The 24,597-nt window shown below is 35.4% G+C and carries 25 protein-coding genes; 16 read left to right on the top strand and 9 right to left on the bottom strand.

The genetic code is table 11. The features are described 5' to 3' along the window. Nucleotides 1-87 precede the first annotated feature (87 nt). Nucleotides 88-243 carry a hypothetical protein gene (locus ACU5DF_RS13025; protein WP_446713185.1) on the bottom strand — a complete coding sequence of 52 codons (156 nt, stop codon included), beginning with the start codon at nt 241-243 and terminating at the stop codon, nt 88-90. Between the two features lie 151 nt (nt 244-394). Further along, nucleotides 395-1,294, bottom strand: coding sequence for a LysR family transcriptional regulator (locus tag ACU5DF_RS13020; RefSeq protein ID WP_446713184.1), 900 nt, complete (start codon nt 1,292-1,294; stop codon nt 395-397). A gap of 141 nt (nt 1,295-1,435) precedes the next feature. Here ACU5DF_RS13020 and ACU5DF_RS13015 point away from each other — a divergent pair, with 141 nt between their 5' ends. The 4 genes from ACU5DF_RS13015 (at nt 1,436) to ACU5DF_RS13000 (ending at nt 4,789) form a co-directional block, all read left to right on the top strand. Next, nucleotides 1,436-1,744 (top strand): monooxygenase, encoded by a 309-nt coding sequence (locus tag ACU5DF_RS13015; RefSeq protein WP_446713183.1) that lies wholly within the window; start codon nt 1,436-1,438, stop codon nt 1,742-1,744. 16 nt (nt 1,745-1,760) lie between these two features. Then, on the top strand, nt 1,761-2,132 hold the full coding sequence (locus tag ACU5DF_RS13010) for a hypothetical protein (RefSeq protein WP_446714234.1): 372 nt from the start codon (nt 1,761-1,763) through the stop codon (nt 2,130-2,132). A 162-nt stretch (nt 2,133-2,294) separates the two neighbouring features. After that, complete coding sequence (locus ACU5DF_RS13005) at nt 2,295-3,290, top strand: Gfo/Idh/MocA family protein (RefSeq protein ID WP_446713182.1); 996 nt, start codon at nt 2,295-2,297, stop codon at nt 3,288-3,290. An 11-nt stretch (nt 3,291-3,301) separates the two neighbouring features. Beyond that, nucleotides 3,302-4,789: an ABC transporter substrate-binding protein gene (locus ACU5DF_RS13000; RefSeq protein ID WP_446713181.1), complete on the top strand. Its 1,488-nt coding sequence runs from the start codon at nt 3,302-3,304 to the stop codon at nt 4,787-4,789. On the opposite strand, the gene ACU5DF_RS12995 is transcribed toward ACU5DF_RS13000, so the two are convergent. Then, complete coding sequence (locus ACU5DF_RS12995; RefSeq protein WP_446713180.1) at nt 4,786-5,616, bottom strand: AraC family transcriptional regulator; 831 nt, start codon at nt 5,614-5,616, stop codon at nt 4,786-4,788. The two genes, ACU5DF_RS13000 and ACU5DF_RS12995, sit on opposite strands and share 4 nt — an antisense overlap. Before the next feature lie 14 nt (nt 5,617-5,630). Next, nucleotides 5,631-6,233 carry a LysE family translocator gene (locus tag ACU5DF_RS12990; protein ID WP_446713179.1) on the bottom strand — a complete coding sequence of 201 codons (603 nt, stop codon included), beginning with the start codon at nt 6,231-6,233 and terminating at the stop codon, nt 5,631-5,633. A gap of 294 nt (nt 6,234-6,527) precedes the next feature. Between ACU5DF_RS12990 and ACU5DF_RS12985 the strand changes: the two genes are divergently transcribed. Both ACU5DF_RS12985 and ACU5DF_RS12980 read left to right on the top strand, forming a co-directional pair. Next, nucleotides 6,528-7,172 (top strand): OB-fold-containig protein, encoded by a 645-nt coding sequence (locus ACU5DF_RS12985; RefSeq protein WP_446713178.1) that lies wholly within the window; start codon nt 6,528-6,530, stop codon nt 7,170-7,172. Between the two features lie 415 nt (nt 7,173-7,587). Further along, nucleotides 7,588-9,336 carry a flotillin family protein gene (locus ACU5DF_RS12980; RefSeq protein WP_446713177.1) on the top strand — a complete coding sequence of 583 codons (1,749 nt, stop codon included), beginning with the start codon at nt 7,588-7,590 and terminating at the stop codon, nt 9,334-9,336. 383 nt (nt 9,337-9,719) lie between these two features. On the opposite strand, the gene ACU5DF_RS12975 is transcribed toward ACU5DF_RS12980, so the two are convergent. Next, the gene (locus ACU5DF_RS12975; protein ID WP_446713176.1) at nt 9,720-10,304 is read right to left on the bottom strand and encodes a TetR/AcrR family transcriptional regulator; all 585 of its coding nucleotides are present in this window, start codon (nt 10,302-10,304) and stop codon (nt 9,720-9,722) included. Between the two features lie 144 nt (nt 10,305-10,448). Between ACU5DF_RS12975 and ACU5DF_RS12970 the strand changes: the two genes are divergently transcribed. The 6 genes from ACU5DF_RS12970 (at nt 10,449) to ACU5DF_RS12945 (ending at nt 16,214) form a co-directional block, all read left to right on the top strand. Beyond that, the gene (locus ACU5DF_RS12970; RefSeq protein WP_446713175.1) at nt 10,449-11,120 is read left to right on the top strand and encodes a glutathione S-transferase family protein; all 672 of its coding nucleotides are present in this window, start codon (nt 10,449-10,451) and stop codon (nt 11,118-11,120) included. A 67-nt stretch (nt 11,121-11,187) separates the two neighbouring features. Beyond that, the gene (gene yghU / locus ACU5DF_RS12965) at nt 11,188-12,054 is read left to right on the top strand and encodes a glutathione-dependent disulfide-bond oxidoreductase (protein WP_446713174.1); all 867 of its coding nucleotides are present in this window, start codon (nt 11,188-11,190) and stop codon (nt 12,052-12,054) included. A 419-nt stretch (nt 12,055-12,473) separates the two neighbouring features. Then, nucleotides 12,474-13,778 (top strand): branched-chain amino acid transport system II carrier protein, encoded by a 1,305-nt coding sequence (gene brnQ, locus ACU5DF_RS12960; RefSeq protein ID WP_446713173.1) that lies wholly within the window; start codon nt 12,474-12,476, stop codon nt 13,776-13,778. Nucleotides 13,779-14,066: 288 nt separating this feature from the next. Next, nucleotides 14,067-15,113: an ethylbenzene dehydrogenase-related protein gene (locus tag ACU5DF_RS12955; RefSeq protein ID WP_446713172.1), complete on the top strand. Its 1,047-nt coding sequence runs from the start codon at nt 14,067-14,069 to the stop codon at nt 15,111-15,113. Between the two features lie 137 nt (nt 15,114-15,250). Further along, complete coding sequence (locus tag ACU5DF_RS12950) at nt 15,251-15,817, top strand: cytochrome C (RefSeq protein ID WP_446713171.1); 567 nt, start codon at nt 15,251-15,253, stop codon at nt 15,815-15,817. Continuing rightward, a complete protein-coding gene (locus tag ACU5DF_RS12945) occupies nt 15,804-16,214 on the top strand; it encodes a cytochrome c3 family protein (RefSeq protein ID WP_446713170.1) in 411 nt (136 codons plus the stop codon). The genes ACU5DF_RS12950 and ACU5DF_RS12945 overlap by 14 nt, the downstream gene beginning before the upstream one ends. Before the next feature lie 73 nt (nt 16,215-16,287). On the opposite strand, the gene ACU5DF_RS12940 is transcribed toward ACU5DF_RS12945, so the two are convergent. Next, nucleotides 16,288-16,878 (bottom strand): porin family protein, encoded by a 591-nt coding sequence (locus ACU5DF_RS12940; RefSeq protein ID WP_446713169.1) that lies wholly within the window; start codon nt 16,876-16,878, stop codon nt 16,288-16,290. 327 nt (nt 16,879-17,205) lie between these two features. On the opposite strand from ACU5DF_RS12940, the gene ACU5DF_RS12935 reads away from it, so the two are divergent. Then, nucleotides 17,206-18,072: a winged helix-turn-helix domain-containing protein gene (locus ACU5DF_RS12935; protein ID WP_446713168.1), complete on the top strand. Its 867-nt coding sequence runs from the start codon at nt 17,206-17,208 to the stop codon at nt 18,070-18,072. Beyond that, the gene (locus ACU5DF_RS12930; protein WP_446713167.1) at nt 18,063-18,542 is read left to right on the top strand and encodes a hypothetical protein; all 480 of its coding nucleotides are present in this window, start codon (nt 18,063-18,065) and stop codon (nt 18,540-18,542) included. The genes ACU5DF_RS12935 and ACU5DF_RS12930 overlap by 10 nt, the downstream gene beginning before the upstream one ends. A 63-nt stretch (nt 18,543-18,605) precedes the next feature. On the opposite strand, the gene ACU5DF_RS12925 is transcribed toward ACU5DF_RS12930, so the two are convergent. Beyond that, a complete protein-coding gene (locus ACU5DF_RS12925) occupies nt 18,606-20,252 on the bottom strand; it encodes a methyl-accepting chemotaxis protein (RefSeq protein ID WP_080889788.1) in 1,647 nt (548 codons plus the stop codon). 421 nt (nt 20,253-20,673) lie between these two features. Between ACU5DF_RS12925 and ACU5DF_RS12920 the strand changes: the two genes are divergently transcribed. Then, nucleotides 20,674-21,777 (top strand): transporter substrate-binding domain-containing protein, encoded by a 1,104-nt coding sequence (locus ACU5DF_RS12920; RefSeq protein ID WP_446713166.1) that lies wholly within the window; start codon nt 20,674-20,676, stop codon nt 21,775-21,777. A gap of 28 nt (nt 21,778-21,805) precedes the next feature. Here ACU5DF_RS12920 and ACU5DF_RS12915 read toward each other — a convergent pair whose 3' ends face one another. Then, nucleotides 21,806-22,681, bottom strand: coding sequence for a LysR family transcriptional regulator (locus ACU5DF_RS12915; protein WP_446713165.1), 876 nt, complete (start codon nt 22,679-22,681; stop codon nt 21,806-21,808). A gap of 114 nt (nt 22,682-22,795) precedes the next feature. Here ACU5DF_RS12915 and ACU5DF_RS12910 point away from each other — a divergent pair, with 114 nt between their 5' ends. After that, nucleotides 22,796-22,969: a hypothetical protein gene (locus tag ACU5DF_RS12910; protein WP_446713164.1), complete on the top strand. Its 174-nt coding sequence runs from the start codon at nt 22,796-22,798 to the stop codon at nt 22,967-22,969. A 90-nt stretch (nt 22,970-23,059) separates the two neighbouring features. Here ACU5DF_RS12910 and ACU5DF_RS12905 read toward each other — a convergent pair whose 3' ends face one another. Continuing rightward, a complete protein-coding gene (locus ACU5DF_RS12905; RefSeq protein WP_446713163.1) occupies nt 23,060-24,487 on the bottom strand; it encodes a methyl-accepting chemotaxis protein in 1,428 nt (475 codons plus the stop codon). Between the last annotated feature and the right edge of the window lie 110 nt (nt 24,488-24,597).

Raw genomic sequence — 24,597 nt, 5'->3', positions numbered from 1 at the left:
GTAATAAGAAGCCATTATGATTAAGGTAATAATGGCTTTTATATTGCTCTCTTTTTCTTTTTCTTTGGTCTTTTTTTCTCAAGTACTTTAGTGAGTAGCTTTCTTTGTGGTTCCGAAATCGGAAATCGCTCCATTAATTGATTTTGAATATTTAAAAGTAACGTTTTCTTCCCATGGTTTAAACACATCAAACTCAAGTAAAATAGCATCATTTACTTTGATGAAAAGCTCATAATCGTTCATTGGATTCCTTATTAACAAAAGAACCATAGCATAGGTAGTTCGCAAATATCGAGCTATGAAGACGGTTTTTTTACTAGTAGAGGCATTTAAATTATCCTTTATAGAAAGGGCGCTTATTTTTCTATTTTTATAGTAGTATGCCACTACTCTATCAGTTCTGTGGTGGTATGATTCTTGTTTGTACGGATTTAATCAGCAATTGATAAAGGCACTTGGCAGCAGGACCTGTTTTAGCGCCTTTTGGTAGTGTGAGGTGTAAGGGAACTTGATAACTGGTCGAGCCCTCTATATCTAAAATTATCATATTTTTATCGTTATGATGTTCAATTATATGCAATGGAAGACGACAATACCCCAATCCTTGCTTAGTGGCTTGCCATGCATGATCAAAATTATCAACGGTTATACGCTGGTTTGATTTTAGCCAACCTGCATTTTGTTTATTATCTAAGCCCAAATCTCGAATGACAATTTGATTGTTGGTTATTAAATCAGACAGACAAGGGTTAGAAAGTGATGCTAATGGGTGGTGTTTTACAACAACGGGAAACATCTCAACCATACCAAAAGCCTCACAAGAATGATTGGTAATAGGCAGAGTAATAATAGAAATATCGGCGCTTTCAGAGGTGACCATATTGGTTGTTTTAGAGAGTGAGGTTTCAATGATTTGAACCGAAGTCGTACTGTTGTCGTCAAGAAATTCAGACATGGCGGAATATAACCATGAACGATCACATAGGTGATCTATCGCGACCGTGATTTCAGCTTCAATGCCTTGAGATAGTTGTGTACTGATCTCTTCAAGCGCTTTTGCTTGCTCAAGCATTGATTGTGCTCTGCGTAATAATGACTTCCCATCATCCGTTAATACCGCTCTACGTCCCTCAACTTTAAGTAATGAAACCCCGAGTTGGTCTTCCAGTTTTTTTACGGCATAAATGAGCGTGGTATGGCTTTTATTTAGTGCAATAGCGGCTGCTTGAATACTGCCCGCTTTATCTATTTCAAATAAAGTTAACCATTGGTCTAACGTTGTTTTTAATCTCATCCGTCTAAAATACTCACAGTTATACGCAGTTTTATGAACTTTTCTGTTCAATTTTTGTAGGTATTATAGCATCTATCGCAAGGGAGGTAATATGAAGTGTATTACTCCTTTATTGCTTCTGCTGTATTTTTGGAGAGAGTTATGAGTAAGTTACTACAAGTTGATTTTGAATTTTCAGGCCCGTTTGGCGAAGAAATGTCATCAATGTTGGTTGGTTTAGCTGAATCAATTAATCATGAACCTGGGGTGATCTGGAAAATTTGGACTGAGAATGAAAAAGACCAGCTAGGTGGTGGTATCTACTTATTTGAGGATGAGATAACAGCTCAAAACTATTTAGAAATGCATGCTGCACGATTAAAAGATATGGGGGTGAAGGAAGTTCGTGGTCAGATCTTTGACGTAAATATCCCATTAACTATGATTAATAATGGGCCAGTGGCTAAATAAAGGGAGTTAAGTTATGTTGAATAATAAAGTTTTTCTAACGGTACATGGCGCAATTTATACCGTATTTGCTTTGGCGTTGTTTTTTGGTCCGCATTTAATATGGCCAATGTATGGTGTCGAGCTAAACGATCAATACGCAGTGTTCTTGTCACAACATACCAGTATTTTCCTTGGTGGTATCGCAGCCATTAGTTTATTACTGCGTGATATAGGAGATAATCCTATAGCGAAAAAGCTGTTTCTAGCTTTGTTGATCACGAACCTATTGGGCTTGATTATTACCTTGTATGCAGGAATTACAGGAATATTTGTTGGCTTTGGATGGAGCGATCCTGCCTTCTTTGCTTTACTTTCTATTCTGACTTATATGCAGTTTAGAAAAATATAGTCGCTTATAAAAAGCCCTGCTGAATAATTTAAGCAGGGCTTTTATATTATTAGTATATATTCTGATTCTTCTTAAATAGGAACAAGTGAGCTTATTTGTTCTATTTTTCTTTTATGTTGAGGTGACTACACTATTTCAATTAAAAAAGAATAGGATGAGATAATGAATGAGAAAAAAATAAAATGGGGTATTGCAGGACTTGGGAATATAGCGCATCGATTTGCTCAAGATTTAACTAACAACAGTAAATTAGGTGAGCTACAAGCCGTTGCGGCTAGAAATTGTGATAAAGCAGAGCAGTTTGCTGTTACCTATAAGGTGATATCACATTATGGAGATTATGAGCAATTAGCGACGGATCCTACCGTTGATATTGTTTATGTGGCGACGATTCACCCTTACCACAGGCCACTTGTTGAGTTATTTCTTTCTCACCATAAACACGTTTTAGTTGAAAAGCCTGCTTTTACTAACTACCAAGATTGGCAAGACATGCAACAACTTGCTAAAGATAATGGCGTCTTATTGCTTGAAGCGATGAAAACCGTTGTGTTTCCTGCTTATCAAGAGTTGAAGACTTTTATGAATGAACACGAGATTGTCGTGGATTCAATAGAAGCCTCTTTCGGTAATGAAAATGTGTATGATCCTAATATATTCGTATTTAATCCTGAATTATCAGGAGGAGCGACTCTTGATGTTGGGGTATATGGTGTTTGGTTTTATTGTGATTTATGCCATTTCTTTGGGGAAAATGTTCCAACGCCATCGGTATCTATAACTGGGGAGCACCCTGAATGGAGAGTTGATGAAAATGTAGAGTTTCTATTTGAAGGTAAAATTAAAGGAAAAATAGGCGCGTCAATTTCAAAAAACTTACCAAGACATGCCATTTTAAAAGGTGATGGCGTTGAGATCGTCATACATGATAAATGGTGGAACCCATCAAGAATTGATGTGCATTTAAGAGATCAGACTCACACAATTATGCATAACAGTGGTGGTGGTTTTGAACATGAAATAGATCATTGCTCAGCATTATTACTAAACAATGTTAAAACCTCCTCAGTGCTTAATACCGAGCTCAGTGGGCAGGTATTGTCTATACTAGAGCAAACGTTAATCACTAACGGATATGCTCATTTAACAAAAAGATAGAATTTGGAGCTATGGAAAATATAAAACGAAAACTAGAGGTTTATGACATACTTTTTCGTAAGTATGGACCAGTAGCATCAAGCTGTAATATCACAGAACTCTCATGGTTATTGAAGATCAGTGAGCGCCATGTTCAAACTGTGATTAAGAGATTAGTTAATGCGGGGTGGGTTGAATGGGAAGCAACGCCTGGCCGCAGCAAAAAAGCAAAATTGAAGTGTCTTAAAGAACCCATTGAAGCGTGTTATGACTGTGTATTGAATGTGGTTGATTCTGGTAATACTGACTCTGTTTTAAATATACTAAGCTTTGGTGGACGTAACGCTTCTATTGAGCTTAAAAAGTATCTTCTTCATTCTAATAAAACGGTACCACGATCGGTTTGTATGCCTTTTCATCGGAAAATTGGCTCGTTATTACCTTATAAAGCAATCTGTCGTACCGAGCGCTATTTGGTTACTCAAATTTTTCAACGTTTGGTGAGTATTGAAAATGATATCATTTGTCCTGATCTTGCTCATTACTGGGAAAGCGATCTTTCAGCAACGCAGTGGCGCTTTTATCTTCGAAGTGGAGTTGTGTGCCATGACGGAAATCCGTTAACGGCAAAAGATGTAGTACGTTGCTTAACCAAATTGATAGCCAGTTCTTACTGGCATTCACTTTATTTAAATCTCACTGAGATAACGTCTATTTCTGAAGAGTGTGTGGAAATTACTTTATCTGAAGGTGACTTCCATCTACCAAGATTATTAGCTCGAAGTGAAGCATCTATTTATCCTACTCATTTATCAACAGATAGGATTGTTGGCTCAGGCCCATTTCAGGTTGAAGTATTGTCACCAAGAATGATCCGATTAGGCAGGTTTGATCACTATGTTTTAATATTACCGTTGTTAGAAAGAGTGGATTTGTGGGTATATGAAGAATGGGCAAAAGATAAAGTTTGTGCTCAAAATCAGTTAATTTTGTCATTTCCAGAGAAGACGGTTACGTATAAAAGTAAATACCATTCATTATTTATGATAATAAAAAAACAAGGCAGTAATTTGAATAGCTCTAATTTAGTGACTTATGAAAATAATAATGAATGCAAAGCCTTAGCAGATACATTTTTTCCATCTCAGACACGACAAGAGGTGCTTTATGGTGACTACCATTATCAAGCTGATACCACATTGTGTAGCATTCTTGAAGAAAGTGATCGGTTATACAGTCGTTTGGCTTTTTTATCCCTTTACCCTTTTAAAAACCAAATGGTTAAAGAAACTGATCACGGCTTCTTTTTAAATAAAGTGTCTGAGATAAAAAATACTCCAGACTTGGCGCAAGCTGTTAAAGAACTTCAACGACTGTATGATTGGCTACAGCAGATAGACGTTATTGATATCGTTAAGAAAGATTCGTTTGAACTCATCACATCTGAAAGCCTAAAAGAGATAAGAATGAATGGTTTTGGCTGGTGTGATTTAGCTAAATTGTGGATAGTAAATCATTAATCATTAATCAATAAGTGTTTGTCTATTTTATATTGCTTTGGTGTTGCAGCCACGATGCTTTTAAAATGACGATGAAAGTGACTTTGATCGGTAAACCCAAGATCTGTAGCAATAGAGGCAATATCATTTCCCTTTTTTAGTAAGGTTTTGGCTTTATTTATCTTCATCATCAGTTGGTACGCATGCGGTGTTATTCCGTATTGTTTTTTAAATGAATGAATAAGGTAAAAATGGCTCAAACCAGACTCCCTCGCTATTTCAGAGATAGACATATTTTTATCAACATTATCTGAAATGTATTGGTATGCGAGATGAGTTGCTTGTGTGGAAATAATGTGGCGTGGTGGTGATGTTTTAAGCTCATTAAAGATAAGTGTAGAGAAAAAAGCGATCGCTGATTCTTCGACCAATAATGACGATTCGTTTTCAATCAATATTTGTGCTAACGATTGAAAGCTCTGATATAGAGCAGGACATCGGCTGTGATTTTTCTGAAAGGGTTGAAATTCATTGTGCTTAATACCAGAGATGCTTGTTTGCAATTGTATTAACCAATCAGGCTCAACAAAAAGCATTTTATAGCTCCAATTAGTCCCACGTTTTGGGTTACAAGAATGTACTGCTTCAGGATTGATGATTACAGTAGAGCCTGTGCTTATTTCTTGTTTTGAGTTTTGATTCATGTATTCACTAACACCATTATCTACGACACCAATAGAAAACTCTGGATGCGAGTGTTTTTTATAGCAGGCATTTGAATCATTTGAATAACGTAGTTCAAACGGAAGAATAGAAGGTCTTAAAAAATGTGTTTTTGAATTAGTCAATATAACGTCCATTGTTATTTTGATATGAAGAATACATATACTACTGTTAAGGCAAGCAAAGATCCCATGATCCGGTTAAAAATTTTATAATGGATTGGATGCTCAAGGTATTTACCAATAGTTAACCCTAATAGAGCCCACGTGGATATACAGAAGTAACATACGATAAAAAATATCACACTAAATGCGCCAAGGTCTTCGAGAGGAATCACACCATTACTAGAAAAAACGGTGATACCAGATAAAGAAACAATCCAAGCTTTTGGATTTAACCATTGGCATAACAAGCCTTGAGTCATAGTTGGAGCATTGCCTTTTTTATTTTTGTCTTGTTCCGTTCTATCGCTAGTCGCTACTTTATAAGCTAAATAAAGCAGGAAAGTACTACCAAGATAATTTAAAACGGATGTTGCTACATGAGAATCATCTAAAACTTGTATCAGGCCTAATCCTAAGAGTATAAGAATAGAGACGAATCCAAGGGTCGCCCCAAAAATATGGGGAATGGTTTTTACATAGCCATGGTTCGCTCCTGTGATAGTAGCCAGAATATTTACCGGACCAGGAGAGAGGGAAGTAATGAATGCAAACATTGCCATCGCGAGAAATAGAGTCATATAAGTGTACCTTTAGAGATTTAGATGATAGTTATCTTAATAACAATAAGCGATATAGACATGGTAAATATTGTACAAAATTGTTTTTTGTTAATCGAGGAATCTAAATTTATAATAGAATTTGATCAAATGAAACGCTGTAAGGCTAAGAACTAGATAAAATTTATATTGGTTCTATAGGGAAAAATTAACATGAATTATTTAACAGTGTATCGAGTTTAAATATGATCATTGCTAATGATAGGATATAGTTAGGGTTGATTAATATTTTAGCTAATATTCAAGGATTTTTTTGTGTTAGATTTTTTCTTTTCCGATTTAAACCTCCCATACACATTAGCACTAACATTGGTTGTGGCTATTGCTCTGTTAGAAGGGATTGTATTCTTAATTGGGTTTAGCTTTTCTAGCTTATTAGATGAATTATTTTCAATTGATATAGAAGTTGAACCTAGGTCATTTAGTTTTAGCTTGTCTTCTATATTAGGCTGGCTGCATTATCATCGTCTCCCTTTTTTAGTTTGGTCTATTCTTTTACTCTGTAGTTTTGGTGTAGTTGGTAGTATTTTGAATTTTATATTCGTTATTCCACTATTTGTCAGTCTACCAATTAGTTTTGTTTGTACTATTTTTATCACTAGATATTTAGCAGAGAGTATTGTAAAAATCATTCCAAAAAATGAGAGTTCTGCAATTTCATTGAGTAGTTTTTCAGGACAAGTAGCGACGATTACCATTGGAAAAGCCTCTAAAGGTAATGCAGCAGAAGCTGTTTTTCATGACCAATTTAATCAAAAGCATTACGTATTAGTAGAACCTGAATGTAAAGAACAGATCTTTGAACAAGGAAAGCAAGTGATATTAGTCGAAAAGTTAACTAATAGTTGGTTGGCAATTGAATTATTCGATACCAAGAGTAACCCAGACACTTCACTATAGGTGGTAAATAATATTATATTTAATTTATGCAATTACTATTGTTTGAATTTTCTATATTGAAAGAACTATTAAGATAATGAATAATAATTACATTGGTGATTATATTTTTATGAAATAATAAGCTGTTAATTTTTACAATTATAGTATGGTGAACTTTAAATTGATTCATGTTCTAAATATGGGTTGTCAATGTTTTTTATATGTTCTTACTGTTCTGTAATTGGTAAGGATCCATTTTAAATTGAATTATTTTAATTCTTGATGAAAATTAAGTAGGTAAATATTTGGATTTACTTGGATTCTCAAAAATTATTAAACTCTCTCAGCCGTATGGGTTTTATTGTTATCTTTAAACATTTAGACCGTCATCCGATATATTTTAGTAACATTGATTAACTTTGAAGGAAAATTAGAAATGGGATCGTTATTTGAGCATAATCTACAGTTTACTATGGTAATCACTGGAGTAGTCTTAATCGCTTTAATTACAATAGGCATTATTTTTGCCAAGCTGTATAAGCGAGCAACTAAAGAAGTCGCCTTTGTTCGTACAGGTATGGGAGGAGAGAAAGTAGTAAAAGACGGTGGTTCAATTGTATTACCAGTACTGCATGAGACTATTCCCGTGAATATGAATACACTACGTATTGAAGTTGGAAAAACTCAAAAAGATGCATTAATTACTAAAGATCGTATGCGTGTCGATGTGAAAGCTGATTTTTACTTGCGTGTAGCACCTAACTCAGAAGGGATCTCAATGGCAGCACAAACATTGGGAACACGTACGATGCGTGTTGAAGAGTTAAAAGTATTAATGGAGTCTAAGTTTGTTGATGTTCTACGTGCAGTAGCTGCTGAGATGACAATGATTGAAATGCATGAGCAACGTGCTGAATTTGTTCAAAAAGTGCAACAAAATGTAATGAATGACTTAGAGAAAAATGGTTTAGAATTAGAATCAGTATCGCTAACTGGTTTTGACCAAACAGAGCTGCAATTTTTTAATGAGAACAATGCTTTTGATGCAGAAGGTCGTGCTCGTTTAACAAATATCATTGAGAAAAAGCGTAAAGAGACAAATGATATTGAGCAAGAGAACCGTATTTTAATTGAACAAAGAAACTTAGAAGCTGAAAAATTATCATTAACCATTCAAAAAGAGAAAGAAGAAGCCCTGTTAGTACAACAACAAGCGTTAGAGTTTAAACGTGTTGAACAACAAGCTGAGATTGTTAAGCAACGAGAGAAAGGTGAGCAAGAAGAGCGTCAAGCTGAGATTTCTAAGCAGCGTACAATTGAACTGGCTGAAATCGAAAAAGCTAAACAGATTGAAGCACAAGAAATTGAAAAGCTTAAGACATTAGAGCAGGCTCGTATTCAACAGCAAAAAGATATAGAAGTATCTGAGCAAGATAAGCGTATTGCGATTGCTCAAAAATCAGAAGAAGAATCAGCAGCTCGTGCTAAAGCAGCTGATGCTGAAAAATCTAAAGTAGAGAAAGAAGAAGCAGTAATTACGGCAAAAGAAGTTGCAACGGCGAACCGTTGTAAAGAAATTGAAATTATTGATGCGAAGAAAGAAGCGGAACGTGAAGCTGTAGGTATTACTGTTCAAGCTGAAGCTGGCAAACAAGCAGCACAAGATAAAGCAGAAGCTGTACTTATTGAAGCTAGAGCAAATGCTGATGCTAAAAAATTGCAAGCTGAAGCTGATGAAAAAGTTCTAGCAGTAGAAGCAGAAGGTAAGCGTGCTTTATATGCAGCAGATAATAGTCTAAATTCAGAGCAAATAGAATTACAAAAATCATTAGCTATTTTAAGAGTATTACCTGAGATTGTTGCTAATTCAGTGAAACCACTTGAAAATATTGAAGGCATTAAGATATTACAAGGTTACAGTAATGCAGGATCAACATCAGGTTCAGGAGCAGTAAGTAATGCGAATTCTGGTGGTCTAGCAGAACAAATTACGAGCGCTGCATTAAACTATCGTGCGAATGCGCCTATGGTTGATGCCATGATCCGTGATCTTGGCTTAGTTGATGATAAAACAGGTACTCTTGGCGACTTACTGAATGGTAAAAACAGCTTAATAGGTGACGCTATGGGTATAGCTGCCGATGCAACTCAAGTTGAAGATACTATCGATAATAAAAACTCTTAAAGGAAAATGTCTCTGCATAGAGCTTTATAAATAGAAAGAGAATAGAAATGCCCTGTTTTGGTTATCCGAAGCAGGGCTTTTTTAATTCGGTCTTGTAATTTTTACTCTGAAGGACTAATACCAATTCCAGTAATTCTCTAGTCATTATTACTGGTTAAATCACATAATAGCTTCGTTAAAAATTATTTAAGTAGAATAACTACTTATCAGAATTTTTGCCTTGCTCTTAAGTGGTTTTCCTGCGTAATAAATAGACCATTTAATTAATGGCAATGGTATAAGAGATAAAGCACCAATGAAATCTAATTTACTAGTTCATCAATATATCTATAATCCATTGTAATTTGCTTGTGCCGATACTATCTGACACAAGTAAATTACGATTAAAATGGGTAATGAGTAAACATATTATCAAGCATTTTCTGCAATGGAAAATCGCTATCTATAGTGCGAGCATATGTTCTTAATCCTGCAATTTGTACTTGAACAAATTGAGCAAGTTGCTTTGTATCTTTTCCTTGTTCGATTTCTCCAATCACTTGCGCTTGTTTTAATACTTTTTCAAATTCAGTTTCCATGATTTTTAAAGAACGTTTGGCTTCAGCTAACAGTTCTTCATTTTCATTCGTTAACTCAGTAATTGTTTTTACCAACATACACATGCCGCTTGGTGAACTAGAGCGTTTTTCAACCACAATCTGATGGATAAATGATTTTAATCCTAGTAGAGGAGACTGTTTTTCATTGCAGCATTGCTGTAAATGCAAAATGCCTAACTGGGTATATCGCTGTAACGACTCTTTAAATAACCCCTCTTTACTTCCAAATGTGGCATAAATGCTTCCAGGGCGCATATCAATTACTTCTTGAAGATTACGCATCGATGTTGCGTGAAATCCTTTCTCCCAATAAAGATCAACTGCTTTATCAATAACTTGAACTCGATCAAACTTCGAATTTTTAGCCATAAAAAGATACCTTGATAAACTTTCTTGAACATTTGTTCAAATATTATCTTGAACGATCGTTCAAGTCTAGTTATATTGTTTCTACACCAACGCACACAAGATGGCTGTAATGTTGGTTTATTTCATAATTTAAAGGATATCAATATGCTTAAGTTTTATTTTCATCAAACGCCAAACCCAATGAAAGTCGCTCTATATTTAACAGAAACTGAACTTCCATTTGAATTAATGCCAGTAGATACACTAAAAGGTGAGCAGCATACAAAGGAGTATCGAGCGATTAACCCTAACGGAAAGGCTCCTGCTATCGTTGATGATGGAGTTCGTGTTTTTGATTCCAGCGCTATTTTGCTTTATCTATCAGAAACAAGAGGAAAGCTTGGTGGTAAAGTTGAAGATCGTGCAGAAATTCTTTCATGGTTGCTATTTATTGCGTCTGGTTTAGGGCCATTTTCTGGGCAATCTGTTCACTTCCGTCATTTTGCACCTGAAAAAATACCTTACGCGATTAACCGTTATTTATCAGAGGCACAGCGTCATTACGAAGTGTTAGATAGTCATCTTGAAGGCCGTGAATTTATCGTTGGAGATGAGTTCAGTATTGTTGATATTTCTGCATGGGGCTGGATAGATAAAGCGACAGTTGTTTTGGGCGAAGAGGGTTTAGCCCCTTATAAAAATATTCAACGTTGGTTTGATAACGTAAATAATCGCCCAGCTGTTGAAAAGGCTCGAAATATCGCTAATGACATTGAGTTTAAATCTGAGTTTGATGAAAAAGCCAACCGATCTCTTTATCCGCAGAATTTTAAATAAAGAGACGAATGAAAGAGTCATTTTTGGTTGAAGTTAAACATTAATAATAATGGTGTTAGGAGTCAGTATGGAAAAGCAATACATCCCACCTAAAGTGTGGACATTTGATAGTGAAAGTGGTGGCGAGTGGGCAAAGATTAATCGTCCGATTTCTGGTTCAACACATAAAAAAATATTGCCGGTCGGTAAGCACGCTCTGCAACTCTATTCTATGGGGACTCCTAATGGCCAGAAAGTAACCATCATGCTTGAAGAGTTGTTAGAGTTAGGTATCGAGAAAGCAGAATATGACGCACACTTAATTAAAATTAGCGAAGGTGATCAATTCTCATCAGGTTTTGTGGATGTGAATCCTAACTCTAAAATTCCAGCTCTTGTTGATTTTTCACAAGAGACTCCAATTGAAGTGTTTGAATCTGGGTCAATCTTGTTTTATTTAGCTGAAAAATTTAATGTATTTTTACCAAAAGATCCTGAAAAACGCGTAAAAGTGATGAATTGGTTGTTTTGGCTACATGGTTCTGCTCCATATCTTGGTGGTGGTTTTGGGCATTTTTATGCCTATGCACCAGAGAAGTTTGAGTATCCTATTAATCGATTTACGATGGAAGTAAAACGTCAGCTAGATGTATTAGATAAGCAGTTGGCTAAGAATCAATATATAGCGGGTGATGAATATAGCATTGCAGATATGGCTGTATGGCCGTGGTATGGTAATTTAGTCTTAGGTAATTCATATGATGCAGAATCGTTTTTAGATGTTGGAAGTTACGTTTATGTGAGAAGTTGGGCAAAAATGATGTTAGCTCGAACAGCAGTTAAGCGTGGTCGAGTCGTTAATCGAACATGGGGAGAAGTATGGGAACAATTGCCTGAGCGTCATAGTAAAAAAGAGATCATTGAAGTTCTATTGCTGCAACCAGAATCAGAATAGATGCGCAAAATGAATGAAGCCAAGGTTGTTTGAAAAGGCCTTGGTTTTTCACTATAGACAAAGTGGCTTAGAGTTTGATATCAATGAATTTAGTACTTTCAATTGTTTTATTATTTACTTTATAAATTATTACTTATATATTGATTTGGTTACCACTATAAATGACTAGGATATATCCATGTTTTCTTCTACAGCCCTACAATTTTCTGCTTTGTGCAAAATGATGCTCGGTGCTGTGTCGCGTGTAACATCATCTATTATTGCGGTCATTCTAGTGATTATTAACTAGGCTGGCGGCACTTCCGTCAGCCAGGCTGACGGGGAACTTCTTCATTTTCTTCTTGTTTTTCTTTAGCCAATCTGACGGTCCATAATAAAAAAGCTACTAGGGTGAAGCCCAATAGTATAAGGACTATTACATGAAAAAACACAACTTACTTGCGATTGGTTTAATGACGTTTGCCATGTTTCTTGGCGCAGGAAACATCATCTTTCCTCCATTTCTTGGTCTTGAGGCTGGAACTCAATTTCTCCCTGCTATGTTAGGATTTTTACTTACCGCGGTAGGCCTTCCTGCGCTTACTCTGATTGTATTAGGACGACTTAGCTCTAGTGGGCAATTAACTCAAGCGTTACCAAAGTCACTAGCGGGTGCTTTTTGGGTATTGCTTTTTACTGCAATTGGGCCCGCATTTGGTATGCCAAGAGCGGTAACCGTTGCTTATGAAATGGGAATTAAACCATTTGTATCAAGTGATTATTTGTTAATTTTTTCAGTATTATTTGTTGGGGCCACTTTGATTTTGGCATTTCAGCGTGGAAAGCTAGTTGATTATATTGGAAAAATAATGACACCTTTATTGGTATTGATGTTAGCGGCATTAGCTGTAGCTGCCATTATTACACCATTAGGAGTGTTAAATGAACCAAGTGCGGCCTATCAAGCTAAAGCGGTAACCAGTGGTTTAATTCAGGGTTACATGACCATGGATGCGATTGCTGCTGTTGGTTTTGGTTGGATCATTATAAAAGCCATTCAAGATAAAGGTTGTGAATCGCCACAAGAAATTTTTCAAGCTACTCTTAAAGTGACGTTTATCTATGCACTACTAATGTCAGCATGTTATTTAGCAATGGCCTATGTTGGTGCGACTTCTGCATCAATTGCTGAAGGCACAACTAATGGTGGTGAGCTATTAACTCGTTATGTTGCTGAGATATTTGGTCCTCTAGGACAATATTTATTAGCGGGTATTATTATTATTGCGTGTTTGACAACGACGGTAGGTTTAACTAATGCATGTGCTGAATATTATCAGCAAACATTCCGCTCTCCATTTGCGATTACCGCTATTATAGTGACGGGATTAACAGGAGTAGTAGCAAACTTCGGCTTAGAGCAAATCTTAGCAATTAGTTTACCTGCAATACTTATTTTATGTCCAATAGCCATTGCTTTGGTATTAGCGGCACTTTTTTTACCAACCACAAAACAAAATGTAGCTACTTATGTGACAATTGTGTGTATTACACTTCTATTTGGTAGTTTAGATGCATTGCATATTCTTGGGTTGTTGCCTGAATCATTAGCTACGCCATTAAATGATTATGTTCCAATGTTTGAAGCACATGCGAGTTGGTTTTTACCTGTATGTACCGCAATCTTAATTAGTAAGTTGATAAGCCGAAAATCAAACTTGGTAAATGTAGAAATCAATGCCTAGCCAATTGTAGTTATTTTCAGCCTTTATATAAGGTTCATGTTGAATCATTAAGGCTGAAAATAACTCGCTAATTATCTTTCCAATGTATTTTTCTTCCCTTTCTTTGATGTTAATCAATTGTAACTATTTGTATCATTACTAAGCTTTATGTTAATACCAGCCTAAATAATATTCGCATCAATTTTCATGCATCCATGTGAACAACGTTTGCCTAGATTGGTATAACAAGATTTCTTAACGAAAAGGTTAGGTCCATAAAATAGATGAATGAACACAAGGAGAATAGCAATGAAGTTTTCTATTATTGCAGTATCTATCATAGTCGCTTTAGCTGTAGTCCCAGCTAGTACAGTACAAGCTAAAGGGAGTACTTTAGAAAGTAGTAAGATTAATTCACATATTGTCATTGATGGAAATGTTGATGCTATATGGGAAGAAGCAGCATCAATTACTCAAAAGTTAAATAAATTACCGTACAAACCAAATAATGGGTATGAAGGAATAAAAAAAACAAGCGTTGAAATGAAGTCCTTATATGACGATGAGTATATTTATTTCTTATTTAGTTATGCCGACCCAACTAAAAGTATTGATAGATTTCCTTGGATAAAACAAGAAGATGGCACTTGGAAGCAACTATCAAACAAAGACAGCACAGGACATGATAATACTTACTATGAAGATAAATTTGCTGTTTTTTGGGATATAAATACTAAAGGATTTGCTAAAAAAGGCTGTAATGACGCCTGTCATCGTGTCAAAAAAGGAATGAATGCGGGTCATAAAGATAAAAATCCTGCGCGTAAATACACGCAAGAAGATGAGTATATTGATATGTGGCATTGGAAAGGGGTAAGAACTGCTGTCCATAATCAATTAGATGATCAATACATTGATAGTAATACCGATCCAAAAGCGAATAAAGGGTGGGGACGTAAAGGAGATAGTAAAACAGGTGGTGGTTATGTTAATAATATAAAAGACGGCCAACCTGCGTATGTATCAGAAACCTTGACTGATGAAACCTTGCTTATTGTAGATTCTGAGAAAATTCCTTTTACCATTGACTACAATAAAACTGACAGAATTCCAGGTCTAACAGGTAAACCTTTTATGGGATCTCGTGGTGATATAGAAGTTGGTGCTATGTGGGTAGATGGTGTATGGATATTGGAGATGAAGCGTAAACTTGTAACAACAGGAAAGAATGCAGAAACGCAAGATGTGCAATTTAATGACTTATCAAAAGAATATCCATTTGGAATTGCAGTGTTTGATAACTCACAAATTAATCATATCTTCCATCGAGGTGTATTGAATCTTGAGTTTAAATAATGTTAATAACTCGAATCGTTTAATGAAGTAGGGTCAGTTAATGTTGACTCTACTTTACCAAGAAAAGTCATTAACCTAAAAAGAGAGCGATTATGGTTAAAACAATTTCTCGGTTTCTATGCGTTCTGCTTGGGGTAATGTTGACCGCATCAGTTTCTTATTCTTCTGACTTTGCAATTGGTGAGTTAACCGAACTCGTACCTAAAGCCTTTTCTAGGCAAGTGACTAATGATGATGACATGAAAATCTTGATAAAAGAAAATCAACGCTGCATCCGATGCCATCAAAAAAAGCGTCTAATTAAAGATATTGATGCTATTACTACTGTAGGAGCTCATGTTAGTTCTGAATTTCATAATAATTGTACTGCATGTCATCGTAATAAAGGGGTGCATCCTAAAGAGACTAATTTAACAACAATTATTCCATTTAATACAGATAGTGAAATCCCAATTTTTGAACAAAATAAACAATGCATTGTATGCCATTCTCCTGAACAGTTACGAAATATTGAATGGACACATGATACTCATGCGACAAAGCTTGTTTGTTCTGCTTGTCATAGTTTGCATAAAGAATTTGATCCAATTATTGGTATAAATAGAACCTTCAGAATTGATTTATGTGCGACTTGTCATGAGGCGATCCAGAGAGATAAAAAAGCACAGAGGAATAATAAGGAGCGAGTTCATGAATATAATTAGATGGGCTACTACGGTATTATTCATTATCACCACTAACGGATTCGTGGTGGCAGATGAGTTGCCTAACCCTAAAGAGGACAACCTCGCTAATTTTCATCTATTAGATGAGACCTGCTCGGGACAATGCCATCAAGATGAATCACCTTCAGATGACCTTGCATTCGAATATCAAAGCTGTGTGGAGTGTCATGATGTGTTATCAAATTTAGAAGGGAAACAACATAACATGAAGCACCAAGAGAGTGAGAATATGGAGTGTGTAGAGTGTCACCTTCCTCATGAACAGTCTGATCCAAAAGAAATGTGTATTGATTGTCATGATGAGGGAGATGAAGAGTTAGCTGATTTTTATTCGATGAGATTAGAATATGGCTTAATATTGATTCATCACCGTTAGTCAAATCCATAGAAAACGGGGAGCATATATATGCTCCCCGTTTTATCGATCTGCCAACTAACAATTGTTATTATTAGAATTTGTAAGTTGCGCCAGCGTAAAATGTACCAACAGTCATTGCGTAATCTTCGTTATAACCGTAATTACTTACCCCTTCTTCTACGAAAACATCACCTTCATAAGCCACACGAAAAGCTAAGCCTTCCAGTGCTTTTGGTGCGAACTCTGCCCCTGCACCGAAGTGGAATGATGTTTTACTATCACTAACAGAGAGACCCTGAACTTTTGTTTCAAATTCAGTTGAGCCTAGACCAACAATAGCAAATGGTCGCCAACCACTATCAAAGGTGTAACCTAAATTTGCAGCAAGTGAGATAGAAGACGGTTCAACAGCAATTTTTTGAGTCGAATTTACATGGCTCAAGGTAATATCGCCGTAATTAGTATATTGCATTTCTACTGCAACGATACGGTTAAATTGATAACCACCAATTAATTTTAAAGTACTATCATCTTCGTTAGTGTAAATCGATGTATTATCAAATGCACCACCATCATCATAGTTAGTAGTACCAAAACCACCACCTAAGTAAAAACCTGAAATGTCATCATTAGCGTGAGTAAATGCCGAAAATAGGGCTAATAAAAATACAATCTTTTTCATGTAAATCTCGTTTAAATTGAGTGTATAAAAGTTAGAAAAATTATAAGAGGTTGGATAATTTAAACTAAATGAAATTCACATATTTGATTTTTATTTGATTTATATTTATTGATAACTAAATATGTTGAAAGCTCAGTTGCTTTTAACGTCTTGATTATTATTAAATTTCTTTATTCTTAAAGCGGAAAAAGTAGCAAGGCGTTGATTTGTATTATTTATGAGGTAAACTTCAGGCTTTATAAATAAGCTCATAAAAGTTTCTTTAGGCTTGTTTTTATTAACTTTTTCCTAAAAATTAATAGACTCTTTTATTGTTATAAGGCTTAGATGCAGAAAATAATTATCGCTAATTTGACTTTAGACCCAGAAACTAGGACGCTAATCAATCATGTTGGGCAGACAATAATACTGAGACCATTACCTTACAATGTTTTCACGCTACTTCTTGAGCAAAAAGGACAAAGCGTTTCGCGTGATCAACTTTTTAATAAATGCTGGGAAGGATCTGTTGTTACCGATCAAGCGTTAACGAATGTTATCTCTGGATTAAGACAAAACCTTACGCAATTACAAGCTAACGGTATTACGTTAAAAACAGTGAGTAAAATAGGTTATTTACTTACCATCGATGAAGAGGCTTCGGTTACATCTCATCAAGAAAAAACCAATGAGCTCTCTTCCAAAGAAAGTAATAACACCCAAATGGCAGATCCAGCCTTAAACCATAATAAAAAAGCAGTGATGGAAGATGCCCTAGTTTCAGTTCATCAACATATATCTGTACAGCGATTTATAGCTTCGGTACTTATTACGCTATGCCTGCTCATTGCTATTGGGGGAGTATATTGGTACGGGAAAGCCTCCTCGATTCCCCACTTTCTTGTTAAAAGTGATTATCAGCATTTTGAGATAAGCAATACTGATTTCTATTTATTGAATAAAACTAAAGAAAGTATGAATGTTACTGAGATTAAATCCCAGCTTGAATCTTTACCCCTAACTACCTGCCATGCTGATATGTATATTCGAATATATCGCTCTGTTTATGATGACGACATCTATTCGTTAAAAGGTTATATGATGGCAAAAAATAGTCATCGTAATGGTAATTACACGTTAAGCCAGTTTTCATTTGATGAGCTTCCTATTGTTATTACAGAAGCGTTAAAAAGAGCGAAACGAATATGCGAATAATCAATGTTATGCTGTTAGTCTTTTTGATTATCTTTGGTTTTTATCAATGGAAATTTGATGATTCAGAGCTATCAGGGACGCGTTGGTCTTGTCATGAGTTATCAAAAAAATTCACATCAGAGCCCTATAAGAAATACCAAGAAATTGGTGAACGTAATGTTTTAACATTTGCTTCCTCTTCTAATTTAACCATTTTTCAATCAGGAGAATTAGTACTTAAAACAGGGAAACGTGAAAAATATGAAGTGCTGTTTGACATGACGTATACAGTACAAAAGAATAGAATATCCCTCGCTTATAAGAGTATTGATTGGTATCAAAAGCCGGAAGGTTCCCCTATTTTTGTCAGAGATGCAGACTCCCTTAAAGGGTTTAAAGCGGATTTAAAATTCCTTATTGATGATGAACGATTGTATTTCTACAATAGAATCAACAATGAAGACAGTAATTTTGTGTGCTTCTCTGCGTAATAATGTGGAGTGGGAATTAACATTAAGGGCAATCATAAGTGTGATTGCCCTTATTTTATCGAGTTACATTTTAAAGTAAGCTAACTCTTCTTTTTGTTCTATAGCTAGTTGAGATAACTCTTTTGCGGCTTGTTGTGTTTGATTTACCGCAGAGACATTTTGATTTACTAGATCAAAAGTATTAGTGGTATTCAATGCAATTTTTTCGGTTAAATTAAATTGCTCTTGAGAGGTACTAGCTACCAAAGAATTCATTTTTGAAATCGATTCGACAGAATTGGAAATATAATCAAAAGATGATTTTACATTCTCAGATAAAACCACTGATTCTTGAATTAACTCCACATTACTGATCATATTATCATTGGCTTTTTCTGATTGAGCCTGTAGTTGAGCGATGATGTCTTGAATACTTTGTGTTGATTCTTGTGTTTTAGAGGCTAAATTACGTACTTCATCAGCTACCACGGCAAAGCCTCGGCCATATTCACCAGCACGGGCGGCTTCAATTGCGGCATTTAGCGCTAAAAGATTAGTTTGATCTGAGATAGAGCTGATCACAGCAGTTACTTCACCAATATCCATCGCATTAGTTTTTAGCTCAGCAATCATATTTGCTGTTTGCTGTACTGATTCATTAATATTTTGAGTCAGTAAAATTGATTCATCTAAGGCTTTATTACCTTGTGAAACACTATCAATGGCTTTTTTCATTTCATCTTCAGCATGCGTAGCGTTAGAGGTCACTTCTCTTGATGTGTTAGATAATTCACTAATTGAGTGTGAGATTTCTTCTACTTGCGCTAACTCATGTTGAGCATTGTTTGCCGTATTTTGCATTACAACGGTTAATTGCTCTGAAGATAGGGCTACTCGGCTTGATATCTCGCTGCTGTTTTTAATTGCAGAGCCGACTTTATCATTAAGAGTAATTAATGAACGGTAAATACCAACAGCTTCTTCTGGCTTATCAAATGATTGTGATAAATTACCTTCTGATATTTTTTTGATCATTTCAGATAACTGCCATGGTTCACCACCTAGAGATGTTCGGAAGCTGCGTTCAATTAGGAAGCCAATAAATAAAGATAACGTTAAAGCAAATGCACTTAACCAAAGCATTAACTGTTGGAAACCACCTGCAACATTTCGTGCTTCAGGAGTAAGCTCTTGGTTACGAGCCTCTTGATAATCAATAAACTCATTAATCACTTTTAACCATTGTATGAAGGCAGGACGAGCTGAGTCTAAAATGGTATCAGTCATCACTGAACCTGATTTTTTATCATTAATTATACGTTCAACTAAAGGTAATGTTTGCTGTTGAATATTTTCTATATTCGATAAAATTCGTTGTTCATCACTGGTGAACATTACACCTTGTGAGCGCATTTGATTCATCTTGTTTTCAGAATCTCGGTAGAATTCTTTCAACTGATTAATCTCTTGTTCCAATTTGGATATTTCTTGAGGTGTTCTTGCAATTGCGATATCTCGGATTGCAATCGCTCTGTCATGAACGCTACCACGGTAGTTAATGGCATAACGCTGTTTTACGGAGTTAACATCTGTAATTTCCGTTAACGTATGATCGATAATATTTACTTTTTGGATGCCTAGTATGGTTAATAGCAACATAAGGAAAAGGGTGAGCCCGAATCCGATAATAAGTCGAGTTCTAACGGTTAGTTTCGATAAGTCGTTCAAAATATATTCTCTTTTTAGTTATCAATGATGAAGGTGAACTGTCGTGTTGTAATTAGTGTTAGATGAGCGATGTTTATTTTAATTATTGAGCAAAATTTAATATCTACAGTGTATCCTAGAATATTGATTCTGTGTCCTACTTTATAAGTCTTGATAGTCGCTTTATTGATGAATTGATTTAAGTCTCACCTCATTAATATTGATTTTTAAAATGTTGAGTTACCTCAGAGATATAGACTTTTTTCATAATGAATTTGGCTAAAGATCTTAATTAATATGGATAACTAGTCGAGAAAATGTTGTTCAGCTGCTACATTTTAGTAAGAGAAATCAATTCGGTAGGGTAATTTCGATATTGTACATTCTATTTCATCTCTTTTTCGAACTACCCTAGAGCGTGATACCACGTATTAGGGAGAATACTATGCTAGATGAAAGTAAAAGATATTGTTATCACATACGTTTATTGACTATTTTATGTGCGACTTTATTTTTAGTTACGTTACCAAATCAAGTTCAAGCGAGAACCCTAAAAGTCGGTACGTATCACTGCCCACCTTTTATCTTTAATGCAGAAGTTAAAGATCGGAATGGTTTAAGTATGATGCTATGGCAGCGAATAGCTGAAACTATGGGAGTCGGTTACTCTGTTCAAAATTATGAATTAGAAGATCTCTTACTGTCGGCGGAAAAAGAGATTATTGATGTCGGTGTTTCTTGTATTTCAATAACCCCAGATCGTGAAGAACACGTCGATTTCTCTCATTCCTTTTATGAAACTCATTTAGCTATTGCAGTAAAAAAACAAAGTTATTGGGATTCGTTTATCAGTGTGATAACAAACAGTAAATTGTGGAAAGTTATTGGCGCATTTTTTTTCGTTGCAATGATGGTGGGTAGCTTTTATTACTGTTTAGAGCATAAGAAGAACGATAAGCTATATTCGATGCCAACGAAAATGGGGCGTTTAGCTGAAGCACTTATTTTAGGCATTTTATTCATTAGTAAAGGTCCTTTTAATTATTTTGAGTTCAAAACGTTACCAGCTCGTATGATGACAGTATTACTTGCGATGTTTTCTACGGTATTTATTGCCAGTATTACAGCAATTCTCGCAAGTTCGTTAACTTTAGAGCAATTAAGATTTGACGTGAAAGGCGTAAATGACCTATCTAAAATAAAAACAGGAGCATTAAAATCGACCACATCTTCTTTATTCTTAAGTGATCATAGTATTGCACATGAAAAATACAACACGATGGATGATCTATTAATAGCTTTAGATAATGATGAAATAAGTGCGGTTGTATCAGACGACGCCGTCTTACGTTATATGATAAAACAAGGGAAAACAGCAGGGCGTTTTTCTGATTTTACAGTACTTCCTTATCAACTTGAAAAACAAAATTACGGATTAGTTCTGATTGAAGGTAGTCCTTATGCTGAAGAGATTAATCGAGCCTTATTACATATACGTGAAACGACAGAATGGCATGAAATCTTGTCTGAATATTTTATAGAAAAATAATCTAGCTTAAGGTATCTGTAACGTACATTTATTTATCTGATTGTACTTCAAACATATGAATTGATTTTTGATAAAGCCAAGTAAATGCTTGACCCATATTTTTGTTTTTAGGTACAGCTCGATCTATGTGTAATAGCCAGTTTTTTTCTTCTGAATCAAGTTCGATTATTTTTATAGCGTTGTTTTTTTCAATGATATGATCAGGAACGAAGCTCCAAGAATTATTCGCAGCAAGAAGTGATTGAAGTGTATTTAAATCATTAGTTCTAGTGATTAATGGTGAGAAATGGATATTCCAAGGACCTTGCATATTATTGAGTAATATTTGACGAAATCCTTTTAGTTCATCAAGTGTCGTTGATACTTGCTCATGCAGTGGATGCTCTATTGCTGCAGTTGCTGAAATTGGTAAGTATCCTACTAGGCCTAACTCAACGTCTTGAGGGATAAAATCTTCACATAGCATAAAGCCGATCGATGCATTTCCTTGTGCAATTAATTGACTAATTTCTTTATTATCTGCTGTATTGATATGTAATTCAGTATGTGGGAATTCATGATAGAAACTATTAATTATATTAAAAAAGTTAGGTGTTAGTAAGAGTTCATTTATTACGATTGTTAATGTGTCTTCTACTCCGACACTAAAAGAGTGGAGCATAGCTTTCATCTCTTTTGCTTGTGAAAGTAAATGAATAGAGTGGGTATATAGGCGCTTTCCATGAGGCGTTAATGTAGGAATGCGAGTTGAGCGATCAAATATATCAATTCCAGCATCTATTTCTAGGTTTGCGATTGCGGTACTAACTGCAGATTGTGCTTTACCTAATCTTCGAGCAGCAGCAGAGAATGAACCGCATTCTACACACAGTACCAGTGTTTCGAGTTGTTGAAGATTAAACATAGTTCATTCGTCCGTTGGTTAGACCCATCTATTTATCAGATAGTTATTAATTATAGAATATCAAAATATTGAATAATAATACGAGGTATTAAATTAATAGTAAAAGGTATTTAAATGGAAAATTCAGTTTCTAATGAGAAAATTAGCTCAACTCAAGAAGAGATGAAAGAGCTAAGAGAACGTTTAAATCGAAACAAACAAACTTTGCAAAACTCTACTAAAAAATCAGATTCAACAGAGTTTTTATCATTAATAGTGAAGAGTACAGTAACGTTTGAAAAGGTATAACCTAAGTGGTTTTATGGATGAAAATTAGGTCAATATGCTTATTATATTGACCTAATTTTATAAAGTTAATGAATTGCATTAGCGCTAGAATTAAATAGTACGATAATGTTTTAATGCTTCCCCAAGAGAGAGTGAGGCTTGTGTGATGTTAGATATCTTAATTGATGATTGCTCAGCCACTGCCTTTATCGTGCTTGATTGAAGTCGAATATCACTGAGTTCAGAGGCTATGTCATTAGCTACTGCACTTTGTTCTTCAGAAGAGGTTGAAATTTGAATACTCATATCCATTAAAGTCGTCGAAGAGTTAGCAATGGTACTTACATTATTACCAATGTCTGAAATCAAATGACTACTGCTATGGGCTTGGCTGACTGTTTGCTTGGTGATATTGGCAATATTTTGGCTTTCTGATTGCAGTTTTTCTATCATTACTTGAATTTCTACGGTTGCACTTTGAGTACGGCTTGCTAGCGTTCTAACTTCATCGGCCACCACGGCAAAACCACGACCTTGCTCTCCAGCTCTAGCTGCTTCAATGGCAGCGTTTAATGCCAATAGATTCGTTTGTTCAGAAATTGCATTGATTGTTGTAATGACGTCATTAATTTGGGTGGTATTCTCATTCAGAGTTGCCACTGAATGGGAGGTGTGCTCAATGTATTGAGAAAGCTGACCAATTTCATTAATAGCTTTTTGAACTCGTTGATTACTGGAATCTACGTGCTTGGCATCTTGATCTGTTTGCTCTGTTGCTTTTTGCGCAATATTTGAAACCTCTTGTGCCGATGCGGTCATTTGCTCCATCGCAGTAGCAACCGAGTCTAGAGATGCATATTGGTTTGCTATTTGTTCTTCACTTTTTTTCATTTCCTCTTCAAAAGAGGACGAAGTATTAGTAAGAGTCTCTACATTATCTTTAACACTAACAACAAGATCAGTAAGTGTGTCCATTGATTTATCTAAAGCACAACCAATGATCCCAAACTCATCACGGCCTGGGTGAAAGTTTAGGCGTGAGGTAAGATCTCCGGCACCAATTTTCTCTGTGGTTGTATATAGAACCCACAGCGCACCACCAAGAAAAGTGGCAACCCAATAAATGAAAATACCAAAAGGAATTGCCCAAAGATAAGTGAGAAAGAAGGAAATTAGGGCCTGTTGTTTTTTATTCTCCTCCAATGAGCGCACATTTTCTGTTAATGAAAATACTTGACCAGAGGAATGAGATGCACTTGATGTAACAATACCATTTTTGTATTGAGTCGCTTGAATATTATTACTTTTATGCAGAGATGATGGGAGTGTATTAACATCCGGATTAGTTAATATACCTTGAAGTTTGTATTCGACAGTAGTAATAGACTGAGTTTCAATTTGTTCAATGCTGTCGAAATAACGAGCGCCCGCTGTCGATGTTATTGTGATCAAAAATAAAATGAAAACCACCCACATCTTGTCATTAATTGACATTTTTATAAATAGTCGATCAATCGTTCTAAACTGCACTTCCTTCATAAATCCCCCGCAATAAAATAATATTTGCGTGATTCTGGCTTAATCAAATATATTTTAATGTGCTGTGCCTCACTTTGCTGTGAAATGATAATATTGTTACTTAAATTTAG

The sequence above is a fragment of the Aliivibrio wodanis genome, from assembly GCF_052920805.1.
This window is presented reverse-complemented; position numbering and strand designations above follow the sequence as displayed.

Bases quoted from the DNA above. Each gene is read 5' to 3' on its own strand.
- ACU5DF_RS12975 (WP_446713176.1), bottom strand. From the start codon at position 10,304: ATGGCTAAAAATTCGAAGTTTGATCGAGTTCAAGTTATTGATAAAGCA.
- ACU5DF_RS13020 (WP_446713184.1), bottom strand. From the start codon at position 1,294: ATGAGATTAAAAACAACGTTAGACCAATGGTTAACTTTATTTGAAATA.
- ACU5DF_RS13005 (WP_446713182.1), top strand. From the start codon at position 2,295: ATGAATGAGAAAAAAATAAAATGGGGTATTGCAGGACTTGGGAATATA.
- ACU5DF_RS13015 (WP_446713183.1), top strand. From the start codon at position 1,436: ATGAGTAAGTTACTACAAGTTGATTTTGAATTTTCAGGCCCGTTTGGC.
- ACU5DF_RS13000 (WP_446713181.1), top strand. From the start codon at position 3,302: ATGGAAAATATAAAACGAAAACTAGAGGTTTATGACATACTTTTTCGT.
- ACU5DF_RS12945 (WP_446713170.1), top strand. From the start codon at position 15,804: ATGAATATAATTAGATGGGCTACTACGGTATTATTCATTATCACCACT.
- ACU5DF_RS12955 (WP_446713172.1), top strand. From the start codon at position 14,067: ATGAAGTTTTCTATTATTGCAGTATCTATCATAGTCGCTTTAGCTGTA.
- ACU5DF_RS12970 (WP_446713175.1), top strand. From the start codon at position 10,449: ATGCTTAAGTTTTATTTTCATCAAACGCCAAACCCAATGAAAGTCGCT.
- ACU5DF_RS12915 (WP_446713165.1), bottom strand. From the start codon at position 22,681: ATGTTTAATCTTCAACAACTCGAAACACTGGTACTGTGTGTAGAATGC.
- brnQ (WP_446713173.1), top strand. From the start codon at position 12,474: ATGAAAAAACACAACTTACTTGCGATTGGTTTAATGACGTTTGCCATG.
- ACU5DF_RS12935 (WP_446713168.1), top strand. From the start codon at position 17,206: ATGCAGAAAATAATTATCGCTAATTTGACTTTAGACCCAGAAACTAGG.
- ACU5DF_RS12990 (WP_446713179.1), bottom strand. From the start codon at position 6,233: ATGACTCTATTTCTCGCGATGGCAATGTTTGCATTCATTACTTCCCTC.
- ACU5DF_RS13025 (WP_446713185.1), bottom strand. From the start codon at position 243: ATGAACGATTATGAGCTTTTCATCAAAGTAAATGATGCTATTTTACTT.
- ACU5DF_RS12980 (WP_446713177.1), top strand. From the start codon at position 7,588: ATGGGATCGTTATTTGAGCATAATCTACAGTTTACTATGGTAATCACT.
- ACU5DF_RS12905 (WP_446713163.1), bottom strand. From the start codon at position 24,487: ATGAAGGAAGTGCAGTTTAGAACGATTGATCGACTATTTATAAAAATG.
- yghU (WP_446713174.1), top strand. From the start codon at position 11,188: ATGGAAAAGCAATACATCCCACCTAAAGTGTGGACATTTGATAGTGAA.
- ACU5DF_RS12950 (WP_446713171.1), top strand. From the start codon at position 15,251: ATGTTGACCGCATCAGTTTCTTATTCTTCTGACTTTGCAATTGGTGAG.
- ACU5DF_RS12930 (WP_446713167.1), top strand. From the start codon at position 18,063: ATGCGAATAATCAATGTTATGCTGTTAGTCTTTTTGATTATCTTTGGT.
- ACU5DF_RS12910 (WP_446713164.1), top strand. From the start codon at position 22,796: ATGGAAAATTCAGTTTCTAATGAGAAAATTAGCTCAACTCAAGAAGAG.
- ACU5DF_RS12920 (WP_446713166.1), top strand. From the start codon at position 20,674: ATGCTAGATGAAAGTAAAAGATATTGTTATCACATACGTTTATTGACT.
- ACU5DF_RS12940 (WP_446713169.1), bottom strand. From the start codon at position 16,878: ATGAAAAAGATTGTATTTTTATTAGCCCTATTTTCGGCATTTACTCAC.